This window comes from Azospirillum sp. UFLA03-27 (assembly GCF_059803775.1).
Genome location: NZ_JAUQTX010000017.1, coordinates 13,578 through 29,533, shown reverse-complemented (window position 1 = coordinate 29,533; position 15,956 = coordinate 13,578). Strand labels below are relative to the sequence as shown.

Sequence of the window (15,956 nt, the reverse complement as noted above, 5' to 3'; positions counted from 1 at the left end):
GACGCACGGAAAGCGCCGATCATGACTCCCAAGCCGATGCCGCCCCTCCGGTTGATCCTTGCCGCCGCGCTGGCGCTGGCGCCGCTGCTGCCGGCCCTGTGGGGACTGTGGCGGCAGGGGACGATCGGACCGGCGGTGGCGATCCTGGGCGGGCTGGCCGGGGTCGGTGGGGTGGCGCTGATGATCCAGCTGTATTTCCGCGACCTGCGGACGGTGGCCGCCCACGCGGCACAGCTCGCCGCCGGCCCGACGGAGGCGGTCCCGTCCTTGCCCGTCACCGCCTCCCGCCCGGTGCGGGCGGCGGCGGCGGCGGCGGTGCGGCTGCACCGGGTCATGAACGCCCGCACCGAACTGGCGCTGGCCCAACTCGAAGCCAACGAGTCGATCATCGAGGCGTTGCACGACCCGCTGGTCCTGGTCGGGGCGGAGCGGCAGGTGGCGCGGGCCAACCAAGCCGCGCGCGCCCTGTTCGGCGACCGCATCCTCGACCGCGACCTCGCCGCCTCGCTGCGCAACCCGGCGGTGCTGGAGGCGGTGGACGCGGTGCTGAAGGGCGGCGCCTCGCGCATCCTGGAATTCAGCCTGCCGGTGCCGGTGGAGCGCATGTTCGAGGTGCGGGTCAAGCCCTTCCAGCGGCGCGTCCCCCGCCCGGCCCCCGGCGATGACGGGGTGCCCGCCGGAACCGTGCCGGGGCGGATGGTCATCCTGACGCTGCACGACATCACCGCGCTGCGCCGGTCGGAGCAGATGCGCGCCGACTTCATCGCCAACGCCAGCCACGAGCTGCGCACGCCGCTGTCCTCCCTGCTCGGCTTCATCGAGACGCTGCGCGGCCCCGCCCGCGAGGATCTGGAGGCGCACGAGCGCTTCCTGTCGATCATGCAGGACCAGGCCAGCCGCATGGCCCGCCTGGTCAACGACCTGCTGTCGCTGTCGCGGATCGAGCTGGACGAGCACATGCCGCCCGCCGGCAAGGTCGACGTGCTGGACCGGCTGGACGGGGTGATGGCGGCGCTGGAGCTGAAGGCGGCCAGCCGCCGCATCCGCCTGACGCTGGAGGCGCCGGACGGCCTGCCCGCGGTGGTCGGCGACGAGGACCAGCTCACCCAGGTCTTCCAGAACCTCGTCAGCAACGCGATCAAATACACGCGCGAGAACACCGACGTGACCGTCGCCGTGTCGCTCGCCGACGGTGTGGCGGTCGGGGTGTCCGGCCCGGCGGGCCGCGGCGGGCGGGGGATGCAAATGGTCGCCGTCGCCGTGCGCGACCAGGGGGAGGGCATCGCCCGCACCCACCTGCCGCGCCTGACCGAGCGCTTCTACCGGGTCGACGCCGCGCGGTCGCGGGCGATGGGCGGCACCGGGCTGGGGCTGGCCATCGTCAAGCACATCGTGAACCGCCACCGCGGGCGCCTGACCATCGAAAGCGCGGTCGGGGTGGGCAGCACCTTCACGGTCTATCTGCCCGCCGCGTCGGAGGAGTCGGGAGAGGGCCGCGCCGCGGAGCCGGTGCGGCGCCAAGCGTAGAGGTTGCGTCTACCCCGTCCGGCGTGACCGAAAGTGGGCGTCGTCATGAAACTGTCATAAAACCGTAATCAGCGCGTCGCGGACCCCGACTAGTGTCCGCCCCGCAAGCCGCCCGCCCCTGGGGGAAGCGGCACGGGGTTGAACCATCGCGTTCCCCGGAAAAGGGGCAACCGGACCATCGGAGGGATACCGTGAATTCCAAGAAGCTCGCCGTCACCGCCGCCGCGGTCGTCGCCATGACCGCCGCCTTCGCGGGTGCTGCGAACGCCCAGTCGCGCGACCAGATCCGCGCCGTCGGCTCCTCGACCGTGTTCCCGTTCACCACGGCGGTTGCCGAGGCCTTCGGCAAGGGCGGCAAGTTCAAGACCCCGGTCGTCGAGTCGACCGGCACCGGTGGCGGCCTGAAGCTGTTCTGCGCGGGCGTCGGCCCGCAGCACCCGGACGTCGCCAACGCCTCGCGCCGCATCAAGAAGTCCGAGGTCGAGCAGTGCGCCGCCAACGGCGTCGCCCAGATCACCGAGCTGAAGATCGGCTACGACGGCATCGCGCTCGCCTACTCCAAGCAGGCCCCGCACACCGACCTGACCACCCAGATCCTGTGGAAGGCCCTGGCCAAGGACGTGCCGGTCGACGGCAAGATGGTCGCCAACCCCTACAAGAAGTGGTCGGACATCGACCCGAAGCTCCCGAACAAGGAGATCGAGGTTCTCGGCCCGCCCCCGACGTCCGGCACCCGCGACAGCTTCAACGAGCTGGTGATGCTCGAAGGCTGCAAGAAGGTCGCCGAGGTCAAGACCATCGTCGCCGACGAGAAGGCCCGTGAAAAGGCTTGCATGACCATCCGCGAGGACGGCGGCTACGTCGAGGCCGGCGAGAACGACAACCTGATCGTCCAGAAGCTGACCGCCAACCCCGACGCCTTCGGCGTGTTCGGCTACAGCTTCTACGACCAGAACCGCGACAAGCTGCAGACCGCCAAGATGGACGGCGTCGATCTGTCGCCGGAAGCGGTCCAGGCCGGCAAGTACGAGCTGTCGCGCCCGCTGTTCATCTACATCAAGAACGCCCACGCCGGCGTCATCCCCGGCATCCGCGAGCTGGTCGCCGAGTTCACCTCGGAGCGCGCGATGGGCGAGGACGGCTACCTGTCCGACAAGGGTCTGATCTCCCTGCCGAAGGCGGAGCGCGACGCCGCCCGCACCTCGGCGACCAACCTGACCCCGCTCCAGCTCTGACCGGCTGACGGAACCGGCGGCTCTCCTCGGAGGGCCGCCGGTTTCCCGTTTGTGCCAGGAGCCCGTTTTCAGCCCATTTCCGGCGGTTTCGCATGCAGCTCACGGTACTGCTCATCATTCTGGCCCTGCTCACAGTGATCGGTTACCAGATGGGCCGGTCGCGTGCCGTCGCCTCCGTCGGCGGCCGCATCGTCGAGCTTCATTCGGTGCCGTCCTACCACGGCTTCTACGTCGCCCTCTGGGCGGGGCTTCCGGCCCTGCTGCTCTTCGCCTTCTGGGGGGCGTCCGAAGGCTGGCTGGTCATGCAGATGGTCCTGTCCGGCCTGCCGGACCGGCTGGTCAACGGCGACGCCCAGTCGCTCGGCCTGCTGCGCGCCGACATCCTGAACCTCGCCCACGGCGTCGCCACGGGCCGCGAGCCCGATCCGGAGGTCGTCGCCGCGGCGGAGCGCTATCTGCGGCTGCACGCGCTCGGCGACTGGAGCCTGCTGGTCATCGGCTGCTGCGTCGCCATCGGCGGCCTGCTCTACGCCCGCGGCCGGATCGACCCCGACCTGCGCGCCCGCAACCGGGTGGAGCGCGCGGTCAACATCGCGCTGGTCATCTGCTCGCTGGTCGCCATCCTGACCACCATCGGCATCGTGCTGTCGCTTCTGTTCGAGGCGATCCGCTTCTTCGCGGTGGTCAATCCCCTGGAGTTCCTGTTCGGCACGCACTGGAGCCCGCAGATGGCCATGCGCGCCGACCAGGTGGGCTCCAGCGGCTCCTTCGGCGCGATCCCGCTGTTCGCCGGTACGCTGCTGATCACCGGCATCGCCATGGCGGTGGCGGTTCCGGTCGGGCTGATGGCGGCCATCTTCATGTCGGAATACGCCAGCCCGGGCCTGCGCACCTGGCTGAAGCCGATCCTGGAGGTGCTGGCCGGCATCCCGACCGTGGTCTACGGCTTCTTTGCCGCCCTGACCATGGCGCCCTTCGTCCGCGACGTGGGCAACAGCCTGGGGCTGAGCGTCAGCTCCGAATCGGCGCTGGCCGCCGGCTTCGTGATGGGCGTGATGATCATCCCCTTCGTCAGCTCGCTGTCGGACGACGTCATCAACGCGGTGCCGCAGAGCTTGCGCGACGGCTCCTACGGGCTGGGCGCCACCAAGTCGGAGACGATCCGTCTGGTCGTGCTGCCCGCCGCCCTGCCGGGCATCGTCGCCGCCGTCATGCTGGCGGTCAGCCGCGCCATCGGCGAGACGATGATCGTCACCATGGCCGCCGGCCTGACCGCCAACCTGACCGCCAACCCGCTGGACGCCGTGACCACGGTGACGACGCAGATCGCCACGCTGCTGGTCGGCGACCAGGAGTTCGACAGCCCCAAGACGCTGTCGGCCTTCGGGCTGGGCCTCGTCCTGTTCGTCGTGACCCTCACCCTCAACATGGTCGCCCTCCGGGTGGTCCAGAAGTATCGAGAGAAATATGACTGACCTCGTGGAACAGGATACGCGGGCCATGTCGGTCGCCGTCACCAAGTCGCGCTACCAGAGCGAGGAGTTCTCCGCCCGCCTGCGCCGCCGCTACGCCGCGGAGCGCCGGTTCCGGATCGCCGGGATGCTCGCCGTCGGGATTGCGTCTCTGATGCTGGTGGTTCTGCTCGGCTCCATCGTCAGCAAGGGCTACACCGCCTTCTGGCAGGCGCAGATCCGGCTTGAGGTGACCCTGGACAAGCAGCAGGTCGAGGAGCGGAACTACACCGCCATCGTCCGGCAGGCGCTCTACGCCCAGGTCCCCGCGGCCACCGACCGCGCCACCCGCCGCTCGCTGAACGACCTGCTGTCCTCCGGCGCGCCGTACGAGCTGGAGGCGATGGTCAACGCCAACCCCTCCATCGTCGGCACCACGCAGACGGTCTGGGTCCGCGCCGACGACGAGATCGACCAGTTCATGAAGGGCTTCATCCGGCGCGACGTGCCGGAGAGCGAGCGCCGGCTGAACGACGTCAAGATCGGGGCCATCGACGCGCTGGTCGCCAACGGGTCGATCCGCAGCACCTTCAACACCACCCTGTTCACCGCTGGCGACAGCCGCGAACCGGAACAGGCGGGCATCCTGGGGGCCGTCGTCGGCTCCGCCCTGACGCTGGTGGTGACCATGCTGCTGTCGGTGCCGATCGGCATCGCCGCCGCGGTCTATCTGGAGGAGTTCGCGCCGAAGAACCGCTGGACCGACCTGATCGAGGTGAACATCAACAACCTCGCCGCGGTGCCCTCGATCATCTTCGGCCTGCTCGGTCTGGCGGTGTTCCTCGGCTTCTTCGGGCTGCCGCGCTCCGCCCCGCTGGTCGGCGGCCTGGTGATGGCGCTGATGACCCTGCCGGTCATCATCATCGCCTCGCGCGTCGCGCTGAAGGCGGTGCCGCCGTCGATCCGCGAGGCGGCGCTGGGCGTCGGCGCCTCGCCGCTGCAGACGGTGACGCACCATGTCCTGCCGCTGGCCCTGCCGGGCATCCTGACCGGCACCATCATCGGCATGGCCCGCGCGCTGGGCGAGACGGCGCCGCTGCTGATGATCGGCATGGTGGCCTTCATCGTGGACATCCCCGGCGGCCTGACCGACAGCGCCACGGCCATCCCGGTGCAGATCTACATGTGGGCGGACAGCCCCGAGCGGGCCTTCACGGAGCGCACCTCCGCGGCGATCCTGATCCTGCTCGCCTTCCTCATCCTGATGAACGGCTTGGCCGTCTTCCTGCGCAAGAAATTCGAGAGGCGTTGGTAACCCCATGAGCGTCCAGACCCACATCCCGGCCACGGCCATGCCTTCGCGTCCTGCCGCCGGCATTCACGGCACCAAGATGGTCGCCCGCGACGTCAAGGTGTTCTACGGGGCCAAACAGGCGCTCAAGGGCATCAACCTGGAGATCCAGGAAAACCGCGTGATGGCGCTGATCGGCCCGTCCGGCTGCGGCAAGTCGACGTTCCTGCGCTGCCTGAACCGCATGAACGACACCATCGAGAACTGCCGCGTCGAGGGGCTGATCGCGCTCGACGGCGAGGATGTCTACGGCAAGTCGATCGACGCCGTGCAACTCCGCGCCCGCGTCGGCATGGTCTTCCAGAAGCCGAACCCGTTCCCGAAGTCGATCTACGACAACATCGCCTACGGCCCGCGCATCCACGGCATCGCCAGCCACCGCGACGAGATGGACGAGATCGTCCAGACCTCGCTGAAGCGCGCCGGCCTGTGGAACGAGGTGAAGGATCGCCTGCGCGAGCCGGGCACCGGCCTGTCGGGCGGCCAGCAGCAGCGCCTGTGCATCGCCCGCGCCATCGCCGTCAGCCCCGAGGTGATCCTGATGGACGAGCCCTGCTCGGCGCTCGACCCCATCGCGACGGCCCACATCGAGGAGTTGATCGACGAGCTGCGCGAGAACTACACGATCGTCATCGTCACCCACAACATGCAGCAGGCGGCCCGCGTCTCCCAGAAGACCGCCTTCTTCCATCTGGGCGACATGGTGGAGTGCGACGATACCGAGGAAATCTTCACCAACCCGCGGGACGAGCGCACCCAGGGCTACATCACCGGCCGCTACGGCTGATCCCCGGCCTCTGATCCCCAACAGCGCCGCCACTCCTCCCTCAGCGAAGGACGTGAAGCATGAGCAACGAACACATCGTGCGTTCCTTCGCGCACGAACTTGAGCGCCTGTCCAACCTGATCACCCAGATGGGCGGCGTCGCCGAAGCGCAGGTGGACGCCGCCGTGAAGGCGGTGGCCCGCCGCGACGTCGCGCTGGCCGCCCAGGTCATGCAGGCCGACCAGCGCATCGACGCCTACGAGCGCGATATCGACGCCGAGGCCGTGCGGCTGCTCGCCCTGCGCCAGCCGCTGGCCCAGGACCTGCGCGAGATCGTGTCGGCGCTGAAGATCGCGTCGGATCTGGAGCGGATCGGCGACTACGCCTCCAACATCGCCAAGCGCTCGCTGGCGCTGGCCCAGGTGCCGGTGGTGCGCCCGGCGGCGGCCATCCCGCGCATGGGGCGGCTGGTCGAGTCGATCATGAAGGACGTGCTGGACGCCTATATCGAGCGCGACGTCCAGCGCGCCATCGCCGCCTGGGAGCGCGACGAGGAGCTGGACGACCTCTACACCAGCCTGTTCCGCGAGGTCCTGACCTACATGATGGAGGACCCGCGCAACATCACGCCCTGCACGCACCTGCTGTTCATGGCGAAGAACCTGGAGCGGATCGGCGACCACGCCACCAACATCGCCGAGACCATCCATTATCTGGTGGTCGGGACGACGCTGCGCGCGGCGCGCCCGAAGAACGACGGCAGCAGCTTCGCCGTGGTCGAGCCGGGTGGTTCGGTCATGGATGCGGCCACGGAGGCGGTGGAACGGGGATTGCCGCGGGACGGTGGTCCGGATAACGATGGAGCGGGACATGCCGCGTGACGGCGAGACGCGCAGTGGGAGCGGGACAAGCATGAATTCGGCGCTGAAGCCGCTCGTTCTCATCGTCGAGGACGAAGCCGACATCGTGACGCTGCTGAAGTACAATCTGGAGAAGGAAGGCTTCCGCGTGAACGCCGCCACCGACGGCGAGGAAGCTCTTCTGCTGGCCGGGGAGCAGACGCCGAACATCGTCCTGCTCGACTGGATGCTGCCGCTGATGTCGGGGCTGGAGGTTTGCCGCCAGATGCGCCGCAACAGCAAGATGCGCGATATCCCGATCATCATGCTGACCGCCCGTGGCGAGGAGGCGGACCGCGTGCGCGGCCTGAACTCCGGCGCCGACGACTACATCACAAAGCCCTTCTCCCCGACCGAGCTGGTCGCCCGCATGCGCGCCGTTCTGCGCCGCTCGGCCCCCGGCATGACGGACGAGACGCTGCAGTTCGCCGACGTGACCATGGATCTGGCCGCCCACAGGGTGCGCCGGAACGGTCGCGACGTGCATCTGGGGCCGACCGAGTTCCGCCTGCTGCGCCATTTCATGCAGCATCCCGGCCGCGTCTTCTCGCGCGAGCAGCTTCTCGACGTGGTGTGGGGCCACGACGTCTATGTCGAGCCGCGCACCGTCGACGTTCACATCCGCCGCCTGCGCAAGGCGATGAACGAGGAGACGGAGATGGACCTGATCCGCACCGTCCGCTCGGCGGGCTACGCGCTGGACAGCAAGTCCGTGTGAGCGGCAGGAGTTTTGGGGGGCAATAGTGTTTTCACGGATTTCACGGATTTCACGGATTTTTATACTCGTGCGCAGCTCGTGTCGGATCGATCAGCTTGCACGAAGCAAGTCCAAGAAAAATCCGTGTCATCCGTGCTTAAATCCGTGCAATCCGTGTGAATTTTGTTGTTCGCCGGGAATCCGAAGAGCTGCCCTCACCCCTCCAGCAGCTCCACCGCCTCCCGCAAAATCGCCACCTTCGGGCCGAAGCGCTTCGCCGGGTCGCTGTCCTCGATGAAGCCGATCATCATGCGCAGGGCGTGCGCCACCCGCGGTGCGAGATTGGGATGCGCCGTCACATGCTGCGCCAGATGGACCAGCGCGTCCCGGTAGGGGCGGCCCTCGAAGCCCTCCGCGGCGATCGCCTCGAAGCGGTTCGCCTGTTCGATCACCAGGCTGTGGTCGTCGGTCATCGCGCTCACACGAACAGGATCGCGCCGGTCTTCGGCGCGTCGTTCAGGAAGGTGACGACGCCGCCGGTCTTCACCGGCACGTCGGGGCGCAACGGCACACCGGCAGGCAGGCCGAGCGCGCGCAGCCCCATTTCGCAGGCCATGACCGTGACCTTCAGCATCACGCAGGCCTCCAGCAACTCCTCGAAGCCGGCCAGTCCGTTGGCGGTGAAGGCGGCGTCGCGCTCCGCCGGGCGGCTGCCGTCGTCGGCGGGGTCCAGCCGGTGCCAGCCCGGCACGCCGTCCGCACCCTCGGCCAGCAGCGTGTTCAGGGCGCGGCCGGTGAAGAACAGCGTGACCTTGCGGTTGGTCGCCGCCGCCGCGCTGGCCATCACCAGGGCGTAGTGAACCCGGTCGAAGCCGCCCGCGAACAGGACGATGGACAGGGACTCAGGACCTTCCATGACTAAAGGGTTCTCCCAATCGCCGCTCAGTGGGCGGACAGGTCGTGGATGGTCGGGTGGGGGCCGCACAAGGGGCAGTCCGGGTCGCGGCGCACGGTGATGCGCTGGAAGGAGGCGTGCAGCGTGTCCAGCATCATCAGGCTGCCCGACAGGCCCTCGCCGATGCCCATGATCTCCTTCAGCACCTCGGTCGTCTGGAGCGAACCGACGAAGCCGGCCAGCGCTCCCAGCACGCCGCCCTCGGAGCAGGACGGCACCAGCCCGCGCGGCGGCGGTTCCGGGAACAGGCAGCGGTAGCAGGGGTGCGGATCGCCGAGATGCGCCTTGAAGGTGGACACCTGCCCGTCGAAGCGCAGGATCGCCGCCGACACCAGCGTCTTCTTCGCGAAGTAGCAGGCGTCGTTCAGCAGGAAGCGCGTGGCGAAATTGTCGGACCCATCGGCCACGATGTCGTAGCGGCCGATCAGGTCCAGCGCGTTGTCCTTCGTCAGGCGCGTCTTGTGCACCTCCACCGCCACGTCGGGATTGAGCGCGCGGATGCGGGCGGCGGCGCTCTCCACCTTCGGAACGCCGAGCGACGACTCGTCGTGGATCACCTGCCGTTGCAGGTTGGACAGGTCCACCGTGTCGTCGTCGATGACGCCGATGGTCCCCACCCCCGCCGCGGCGAGGTAGAGCAGCAACGGTGCGCCCAGCCCGCCGGCCCCGACGACCAGGACGCGGGCGCGCAACAGCGCCTCCTGCCCGATGCCGCCGACCTCCGGCAGGATGATGTGGCGGGAATAGCGGTGAAGCTGGGTGTCGGTGAAATCCATGATCCGCAGAATAGCGCGGAACGCCCCATGCCGCGCAAGCCCCCTCGCTCGGGCTCCTGCGGCGGGCGGCGTCAGGCGAGCAGGCTCATCTTGTAGGGGGTGGTCTTCGACGTGCTGGACGACTTGTTCGCGTCCTCCGCCGCCCACTGCTTCAGCCGGGCCTCGCGCTCCCGCATGATCTTGTCGAACGGGCGTTCCTCGGTCGATTCGGGCGACTTGGCGACCTTCTGGACGAAGTTCAGCTGATAGGGGATTTCGCCGATCACGTTCTTCGGCGGGACGATCACCAACTCGTACTGGCCGGGGTCGATCTTGAAGCTGGGCTTCTTCAGCATGTCCTCACCCGACTTGGCCGGGTCCATCGTGTCGCCGGAGGCCACGACCTTGCCCTCCTTGCTCATGAGGGCCCAGCGCGTCAAGGGAAGGGACATGTTGCCGACGAACTCGCCGCCCTGCGCGACGGTCAGCGTGTGCTTCTGGACACCTGGATCCTTGCCGACGACGGCGCGGGCGATGCCCTTCATCTGGGCGCCGGTCCCCACCATCATGATGTTCTGGCGTTCGGTGATGTCCAGCGTGTATTCGCGTTCATTCACGCCGCGGACGGCCTGGGAGATGACCGCCGTGTAGGTGCCGGGGCCGAGCTTCGCGCTGGCCTCCGCCGCCTCGTTCTTCGCCTTGGCCTCGGCGACGACCTTGTTGTTCTGGTCGACGATCTTGATGTTGGTGTTGATGTCGGCGATTCGGAAATTGAATTCGCCGGCCTTCGACACCGTGAACTGGCGGTAGTCGGTGGATGCGAGGTTGGAGTCCAATTCGTTGGTGATGCCGCGGAACTGGAACCAGTTCATCGTCGAGGCATTCGGAATCGCGACGCCCATGGTGGCCTCCCCCGCTGGTCCTGTGCCGTCAGCTCCGCATCGTCGGGCGCCCGTGGCGCAAGCCGGGCCGTCGCCTGAAAAGGCGGAGCCGCGCCGGCCGAAACTCCCGGCGCAGACAAGTTAGATTACTAAAATCCAATCTTTTTGTCAAAGCGCCGCCTGATGCCAGGGGCAGGCACAAAGACCGGACGGAGCCCACTCTACAGCAGGATGCGCGGCGGCGCAATATTCGCCGTCCGGTTGCGCAGGAACATGTACCGGAGATCCCTCTCCCACAGCCGCAGGTGGATGTGGGAGAGGGGCGCCGGGTTACTCCAGCCCTTCAAACAGGGCGGTGGAGAGATAGCGCTCGGCGAAGGATGGCAGGATCACGACGATCAGCTTGCCCTCGTTCTCCGGACGGGAGCCGATCTCCAGCGCCGCGGCCAGCGCGGCACCCGAGGAGATGCCGACCGGGATGCCTTCCAGCTTCGCCACCTTGCGGGCCGTCTCGAAGGCGCGCTGGTTGGAGATGCGCACGACCTCGTCGATCAGGTCCTTCTTCAGGACGTCCGGCACGAAGCCGGCGCCGATGCCCTGGATCTTGTGCGGGCCGGGCATGCCGCCGGACAGGACGGGGCTGTCCTCCGGCTCCACCGCGATGGTGCGGAAACCGGGCTTGCGGGCCTTCAGGACCTCCGACACGCCGGTCAGCGTGCCGCCGGTGCCGACGCCGGAAATCAGGAAGTCGGCCTTGCCGTCGGTGTCCTTCCAGATCTCCTCCGCCGTGGTGTTGCGGTGGATCTCCGGGTTGGCGGCGTTCTTGAACTGCTGGAGCATATAGGCGTTCGGATCGGTGGCGACGATCTCGTCGGCCCGGCGGATGGCGCCCTTCATGCCCTCCGCCGCCGGCGTCAGGACCAGCTCGGCGCCCAGCAGCTTCAGCATCTTGCGGCGCTCGACCGACATGCTTTCCGGCATGGTCAGGATTAGCCGGTAGCCCTTGGCGGCGGCGACGAAGGCCAGCGCGATGCCGGTGTTGCCCGACGTCGGCTCGACCAGAGTGGTGCGGCCCGCTTCGATGGTGCCGGCGCGCTCCGCCGCGTCGATCATCGCGAAGCCGATGCGGTCCTTTACGCTGGCCAGTGGGTTGAAGAACTCCAGCTTGCCGACGATCTGGGCCTTGGCCCCGGCGTCCTCGGCCAGCCGATTGACGCGCACCAGCGGCGTGGCGCCGACGGTGTCGAGAATGCTGTCGTAGATCTTACCGCGAAACTCGGAACCCGGCATTTTTCACTCCTCCGGTATGTGGTATTTTCCCACTTTCTACAGCATATGTAGAATTTAACCGTTTTCCGGGTGGGATCAAATCGTAAAATCGATGCGGTCTTCGGTCTCGCTCTCGACGCCGGCGGTGCGGGCGCGCAGGCAGAGATCCTCGATGGTGATGTCGTCGAGCTTCTTCATGCATTCCTCCTGAAGCTCGTTCCACAGCGGGCGCACCACCTTGTGCCCCAGGATGGAGCCGGCCGGTTCCTCGATGGGGTCGGTCGCGGTCTCCATGGAGCGGACGACCTTCACGATCTCGCCCAGCGTGATCCGCCGGCGCTCGCGGGCCAGCCGGTAGCCGCCGCGCGGCCCGCGCACGCCGGCCAGGACGCCGTCGCGGACGAGCTGCTGGAGCACCTGCTCCAGATAGCGCTTGGGAATGCCCTGGCGGCGGGTGATCTCGCCGGACTGCACGGGTTCGGTGCCGGCATTGTAGGCGATGTCCAGAACCGCCTCGATCGCGAACATCAGCTTCTTGGAAATGCGGAGCATCAGCGCGACTCCTGCGCAGGGGAGGGCGGGACGAACTGGCCGGTGGAGCCGAAGCCCCCGGTGCCGCGGGCGCTGTCGGGCAGCGCGGCCGACTCGGCCCAGGCGGCGCGCTCATAGCGGGTGATCACGAGCTGGGCGATGCGCTGCCCGCGCTCCACCGTGAAGGGTTGGTCGCCGTGGTTGATCAGGATCACCCCGACCTCGCCGCGGTAGTCGGCGTCGATGGTGCCGGGGCTGTTCAGCACCGTGACCCCGTGCTTCAGCGCCAGGCCGGAGCGCGGCCGGACCTGCGCCTCGTAGCCGTCGGGCAGGGCGAAGGCGACGCCCGTGGGGATCAGCGCGCGGCGGCCCGGTTCCAGGACGACCGGCTCCGCCAGCGCGGCCAGCAGGTCCATGCCCGCCGCGTGTTCGGTCGCGTAGGCCGGCAGGTCCAGCCCTGCGGCGTGGGCGAGCCGGACGATGGGAACAGGAATGGCGGATGCCGTTGCGCTCACGGAATGGTCTCCTGGGGGGCGGGGGTAGAGGGCGGAGTGAAATGCCGAGCGATGGCCTCGGCCAGGCGGGCGGCCACGGCGTCCTTGCCCATGGTGGGCCAGTCCTCGGCGCCGTCGTCGCGGATCAGATGGACGGTGTTGTCGGCCCCGCCGAAGGTGGTGGTGCCCGGCGACACGTCGTTTGCGACGATCCAGTCGCAGCCCTTGCGCGCGCGTTTGGCGGTCGCGTAGTCCACCACGTTGCCGGTCTCCGCGGCGAAGCCGACGACCAACGCCGGACGGCGCGGCCCCGGCTGGGACAGGGTCGCCAGGATGTCGGGATTCTCGGTCAGGGTCAGGCTCGGCGGGCCGCCGCCGTCCTTCTTCAGCTTGCGGTCCGACACGCCGGCCACGCGCCAGTCGGCGACGGCGGCGGCGCAGACCGCGATGTCCGCGGGCAGGGCCGCCTCGCAGGCCGCCAGCATCTCCCGTGCCGTCTCGATGGGGCGCACGGTGCAGCCGGGCGGGTCGGGCAGGCGGGTCGGGCCGGTGACCAGCGTCACGTCGGCGCCCAGCCGCCGCAGCGCCTCGGCGATGGCGTGGCCCTGTTTGCCGGAGGAGCGGTTGGCGATGTAGCGCACCGGGTCGATGGGCTCGACCGTCGGGCCGCTGGTGACCAGGGCGCGCTTGCCGGCCAGCGGCTTGGGCGCGTCCAGCTCCTCGAAATGGGTGGTGATGGCCTGGACGATCTCCATCGGCTCGGCCATGCGCCCGAACCCGTACTCGCCGCAGGCCATCTCGCCCTTGTTCGGGCCGATCCGGCGCACGCCGCGCTTCTCCAGAAGCACCAGATTGTCCCGGGTCGCCGGATGCTCCCACATGCGGACGTTCATCGCCGGGGCGACGAGCACCGGCTTGTCGGTGGCCAGCAGGACAGTGGCGGCCAGATCGTCGGCCATGCCGGCGGCCATGCGGGCCAGCAGGTTGGCGGTGGCCGGGGCGACGACCAGCAGATCGGCGTCGCGCGACAGCTGGATGTGCCCCATCTCCGATTCGTCGGTCAGGGACCACAGATCCTGATAGACGGTGTCCTCGGTCAGCGCCTGCACGGACAGAGGCGTGACGAACTGCGCCCCCGCACGGGTCAGGACCGCGCGCACGCGCACGCCCCGCTCCTTCAGGCGGCGGATCAGCTCCAGGCTTTTGTAGGCCGCGATGCCGCCCGCGATGACGAGCAGGATGCGCTTGCCGGACAGCACGGATGTTTCGGCCACGGGCGTCCGCCGCTCCTTGCTATGGATTTTGTAGAATTCAGATATTCCATCACGGCGCCCGGTACAAGCGTCCTTCGCTGATCCTCACAGCGAATCCGGTGTGAAATGCACATCCATGACCGAAATGTGAAACCATGGATGGGATATTTCCTTGCGCGCCCGCATTCCAGGTCTTTCGTCCGCGGCCCGTCATCGCGTAGAGTGCATTTTTAAGGATTTGCTGATAACCAGTGCAATCCGACTGTCTTTTTCCGTATTTTCCATTTGAATTCAAACGGTCCATGCCCGCCCGCTCAACGCCAATCCTTCTCGTCGAAGACACGCCGTCGCTGGCCCGCGTCTATGCGGAGTTCCTGAAGAAGGACTGCACCGCCGTCACCACGGTGGAGACGGGAGCCGAGGCGCTGGAGCAATTGGCCGACGGCGTGCCGCGGATCGTGCTGCTGGACCTCCAGCTTCCTGACATGCACGGGATGGACGTGCTGAAGCGGATCAGCGCCCAGGCGCTGCCCTGCGCGGTCATCATCATCACCGCCCATGGCTCGGTCGGGGTGGCGGTGGAGGCGATGCGCTACGGCGCCTATGATTTCCTGGTGAAGCCCTTCTCGGCGGAGCGGCTGACCGTCACCGTGCGCAACGCCATGGAGCGGCTGCGCCTCGCCCAGCTCGTCGACAGCTTCGAGAAGGACCTGGGGCGCAGCCGCTACCACGGTTTCCTTGGCTCCTCGCTGGCGATGCAGGCGGTCTACCGGATCATCGACAGCGCCGCCTCCTCCCGCGCGACGGTCTTCATCACCGGCGAGTCGGGAACAGGCAAGGAGGTCTGCGCCGAGGCCATCCACCGTCAGAGCCCGCGGGCCGACCGGCCCTTCATCGCTATCAACTGCGGGGCCATCCCCAAGGACCTGATGGAGAGCGAGATCTTCGGCCATATGAAGGGCTCCTTCACCGGGGCGGTGGCCGACCGCGAGGGGGCCGCGGCGCGGGCCAATGGCGGCACCCTGTTCCTCGACGAGATCTGCGAGCTGGCGCCCGACCTCCAGACCAAACTGCTGCGCTTCATCCAGACCGGCACCTTCACGCCGGTCGGCGGCAGCCGGTTGGAGAAGGTCGATCTGCGCATCATCTGCGCGACCAACCGCGACCCCCTGCGCGAGGTCGAGGAGGGTCGCTTCCGCGAGGACCTCTATTACCGGCTGCATGTCATTCCCATCCATCTGCCGCCCCTGCGCGAGCGCGAGGACGACGTGCTGGAGATCTGCCGCCAGTTCCTGAGCGATTACGCGCGGGAGGAGGGCAAGGGCTTCGTCCGCTTCTCCCCGGCGGCGGAGCAGGCGCTGCGCACCTACCACTGGCCGGGCAATGTGCGGCAGGTGCAGAATGTGGTGCGCAACATCGTGGTTCTGCATGACGGCGACACCGTGACGCCGGTCATGCTGCCGGCCCCGCTCGGCACCCCGGCGGGCGCCGCCGTGGCGTCGCCTGCGGTCGGCGCCGGGAACGGCCATGGCGGCGGGCACGCCGCCGGCCATGGACCCGTGGTCCACGCGCCGTCGCCGAAGACGGTGAAGCCGCTGTGGGAGGTGGAGCGCGACGCCATCGAGGAGGCCATCGCCGCCTGCGACGGCAACATCCCCCGCGCCGCGGCCCTGCTGGAGATCAGCGCCTCCACCATCTACCGCAAGCGTCTCGCCTGGCAGGCCGAAGGAAAACTCTGATTTCCGGCCGCTCCGGGAGTCCCATCCCCCGTTTCCAGCCTCACGCCTCTGGTCCTGTCGAAGCATAGGCTTCGTGTGCGTTCAATTCACGCAAGACCATCGAAAGTCTTGCCGTGCCGGGACCTGCCGCCATCGGCTTATTTCCAAATGACC

General features: G+C 68.2%; 16 protein-coding genes. 8 read left to right on the top strand and 8 right to left on the bottom strand.

The features are described 5' to 3' along the window. Nucleotides 1-21 precede the first annotated feature (21 nt). The 7 genes from Q4I23_RS04565 (at nucleotide 22) to phoB (ending at nucleotide 7,947) form a co-directional block, all read left to right on the top strand. Nucleotides 22-1,527 (top strand): ATP-binding protein, encoded by a 1,506-nt coding sequence (locus tag Q4I23_RS04565; protein WP_498525437.1) that lies wholly within the window; start codon nucleotides 22-24, stop codon nucleotides 1,525-1,527. Between the two features lie 191 nt (nucleotides 1,528-1,718). Next, on the top strand, nucleotides 1,719-2,762 hold the full coding sequence (locus tag Q4I23_RS04560) for a PstS family phosphate ABC transporter substrate-binding protein (RefSeq protein ID WP_237904664.1): 1,044 nt from the start codon (nucleotides 1,719-1,721) through the stop codon (nucleotides 2,760-2,762). Between the two features lie 92 nt (nucleotides 2,763-2,854). After that, on the top strand, nucleotides 2,855-4,237 hold the full coding sequence (pstC, locus tag Q4I23_RS04555; RefSeq protein WP_498525436.1) for a phosphate ABC transporter permease subunit PstC: 1,383 nt from the start codon (nucleotides 2,855-2,857) through the stop codon (nucleotides 4,235-4,237). Next, nucleotides 4,230-5,528, top strand: coding sequence for a phosphate ABC transporter permease PstA (pstA, locus tag Q4I23_RS04550; RefSeq protein WP_454020187.1), 1,299 nt, complete (start codon nucleotides 4,230-4,232; stop codon nucleotides 5,526-5,528). Before pstC ends, pstA begins: the two co-directional genes overlap by 8 nt. Before the next feature lie 37 nt (nucleotides 5,529-5,565). Continuing rightward, nucleotides 5,566-6,351, top strand: coding sequence for a phosphate ABC transporter ATP-binding protein PstB (gene pstB, locus Q4I23_RS04545; RefSeq protein WP_173400345.1), 786 nt, complete (start codon nucleotides 5,566-5,568; stop codon nucleotides 6,349-6,351). A gap of 59 nt (nucleotides 6,352-6,410) precedes the next feature. Then, the gene (gene phoU, locus Q4I23_RS04540; RefSeq protein WP_454020186.1) at nucleotides 6,411-7,211 is read left to right on the top strand and encodes a phosphate signaling complex protein PhoU; all 801 of its coding nucleotides are present in this window, start codon (nucleotides 6,411-6,413) and stop codon (nucleotides 7,209-7,211) included. Between the two features lie 31 nt (nucleotides 7,212-7,242). Then, nucleotides 7,243-7,947, top strand: coding sequence for a phosphate regulon transcriptional regulator PhoB (gene phoB / locus Q4I23_RS04535; RefSeq protein WP_137103701.1), 705 nt, complete (start codon nucleotides 7,243-7,245; stop codon nucleotides 7,945-7,947). Between the two features lie 194 nt (nucleotides 7,948-8,141). On the opposite strand, the gene Q4I23_RS04530 is transcribed toward phoB, so the two are convergent. From Q4I23_RS04530 to coaBC, 8 genes are all read right to left on the bottom strand, one after another. Continuing rightward, entirely contained in the window at nucleotides 8,142-8,399 is a 258-nt protein-coding gene (locus Q4I23_RS04530) for a hypothetical protein (protein ID WP_498525435.1), read from the bottom strand. A gap of 5 nt (nucleotides 8,400-8,404) precedes the next feature. Continuing rightward, nucleotides 8,405-8,842: a DsrE family protein gene (locus Q4I23_RS04525; protein ID WP_498525434.1), complete on the bottom strand. Its 438-nt coding sequence runs from the start codon at nucleotides 8,840-8,842 to the stop codon at nucleotides 8,405-8,407. 26 nt (nucleotides 8,843-8,868) lie between these two features. Then, nucleotides 8,869-9,657 carry a HesA/MoeB/ThiF family protein gene (locus Q4I23_RS04520; protein ID WP_454020183.1) on the bottom strand — a complete coding sequence of 263 codons (789 nt, stop codon included), beginning with the start codon at nucleotides 9,655-9,657 and terminating at the stop codon, nucleotides 8,869-8,871. 71 nt (nucleotides 9,658-9,728) lie between these two features. After that, nucleotides 9,729-10,538, bottom strand: coding sequence for a hypothetical protein (locus tag Q4I23_RS04515; protein WP_454020182.1), 810 nt, complete (start codon nucleotides 10,536-10,538; stop codon nucleotides 9,729-9,731). A gap of 309 nt (nucleotides 10,539-10,847) precedes the next feature. After that, a complete protein-coding gene (cysK, locus tag Q4I23_RS04510) occupies nucleotides 10,848-11,807 on the bottom strand; it encodes a cysteine synthase A (RefSeq protein ID WP_454020181.1) in 960 nt (319 codons plus the stop codon). Nucleotides 11,808-11,882: 75 nt separating this feature from the next. Next, nucleotides 11,883-12,338, bottom strand: coding sequence for an RrF2 family transcriptional regulator (locus Q4I23_RS04505; RefSeq protein ID WP_014238770.1), 456 nt, complete (start codon nucleotides 12,336-12,338; stop codon nucleotides 11,883-11,885). Next, nucleotides 12,338-12,832, bottom strand: coding sequence for a dUTP diphosphatase (dut, locus tag Q4I23_RS04500; RefSeq protein ID WP_454020180.1), 495 nt, complete (start codon nucleotides 12,830-12,832; stop codon nucleotides 12,338-12,340). Before dut ends, Q4I23_RS04505 begins: the two co-directional genes overlap by 1 nt. Beyond that, nucleotides 12,829-14,085: a bifunctional phosphopantothenoylcysteine decarboxylase/phosphopantothenate--cysteine ligase CoaBC gene (gene coaBC, locus Q4I23_RS04495; RefSeq protein WP_498525433.1), complete on the bottom strand. Its 1,257-nt coding sequence runs from the start codon at nucleotides 14,083-14,085 to the stop codon at nucleotides 12,829-12,831. The genes dut and coaBC overlap by 4 nt, the downstream gene beginning before the upstream one ends. A 281-nt stretch (nucleotides 14,086-14,366) precedes the next feature. On the opposite strand from coaBC, the gene Q4I23_RS04490 reads away from it, so the two are divergent. Further along, complete coding sequence (locus Q4I23_RS04490) at nucleotides 14,367-15,803, top strand: sigma-54-dependent transcriptional regulator (protein ID WP_454020178.1); 1,437 nt, start codon at nucleotides 14,367-14,369, stop codon at nucleotides 15,801-15,803. Nucleotides 15,804-15,956 lie beyond the last annotated feature (153 nt).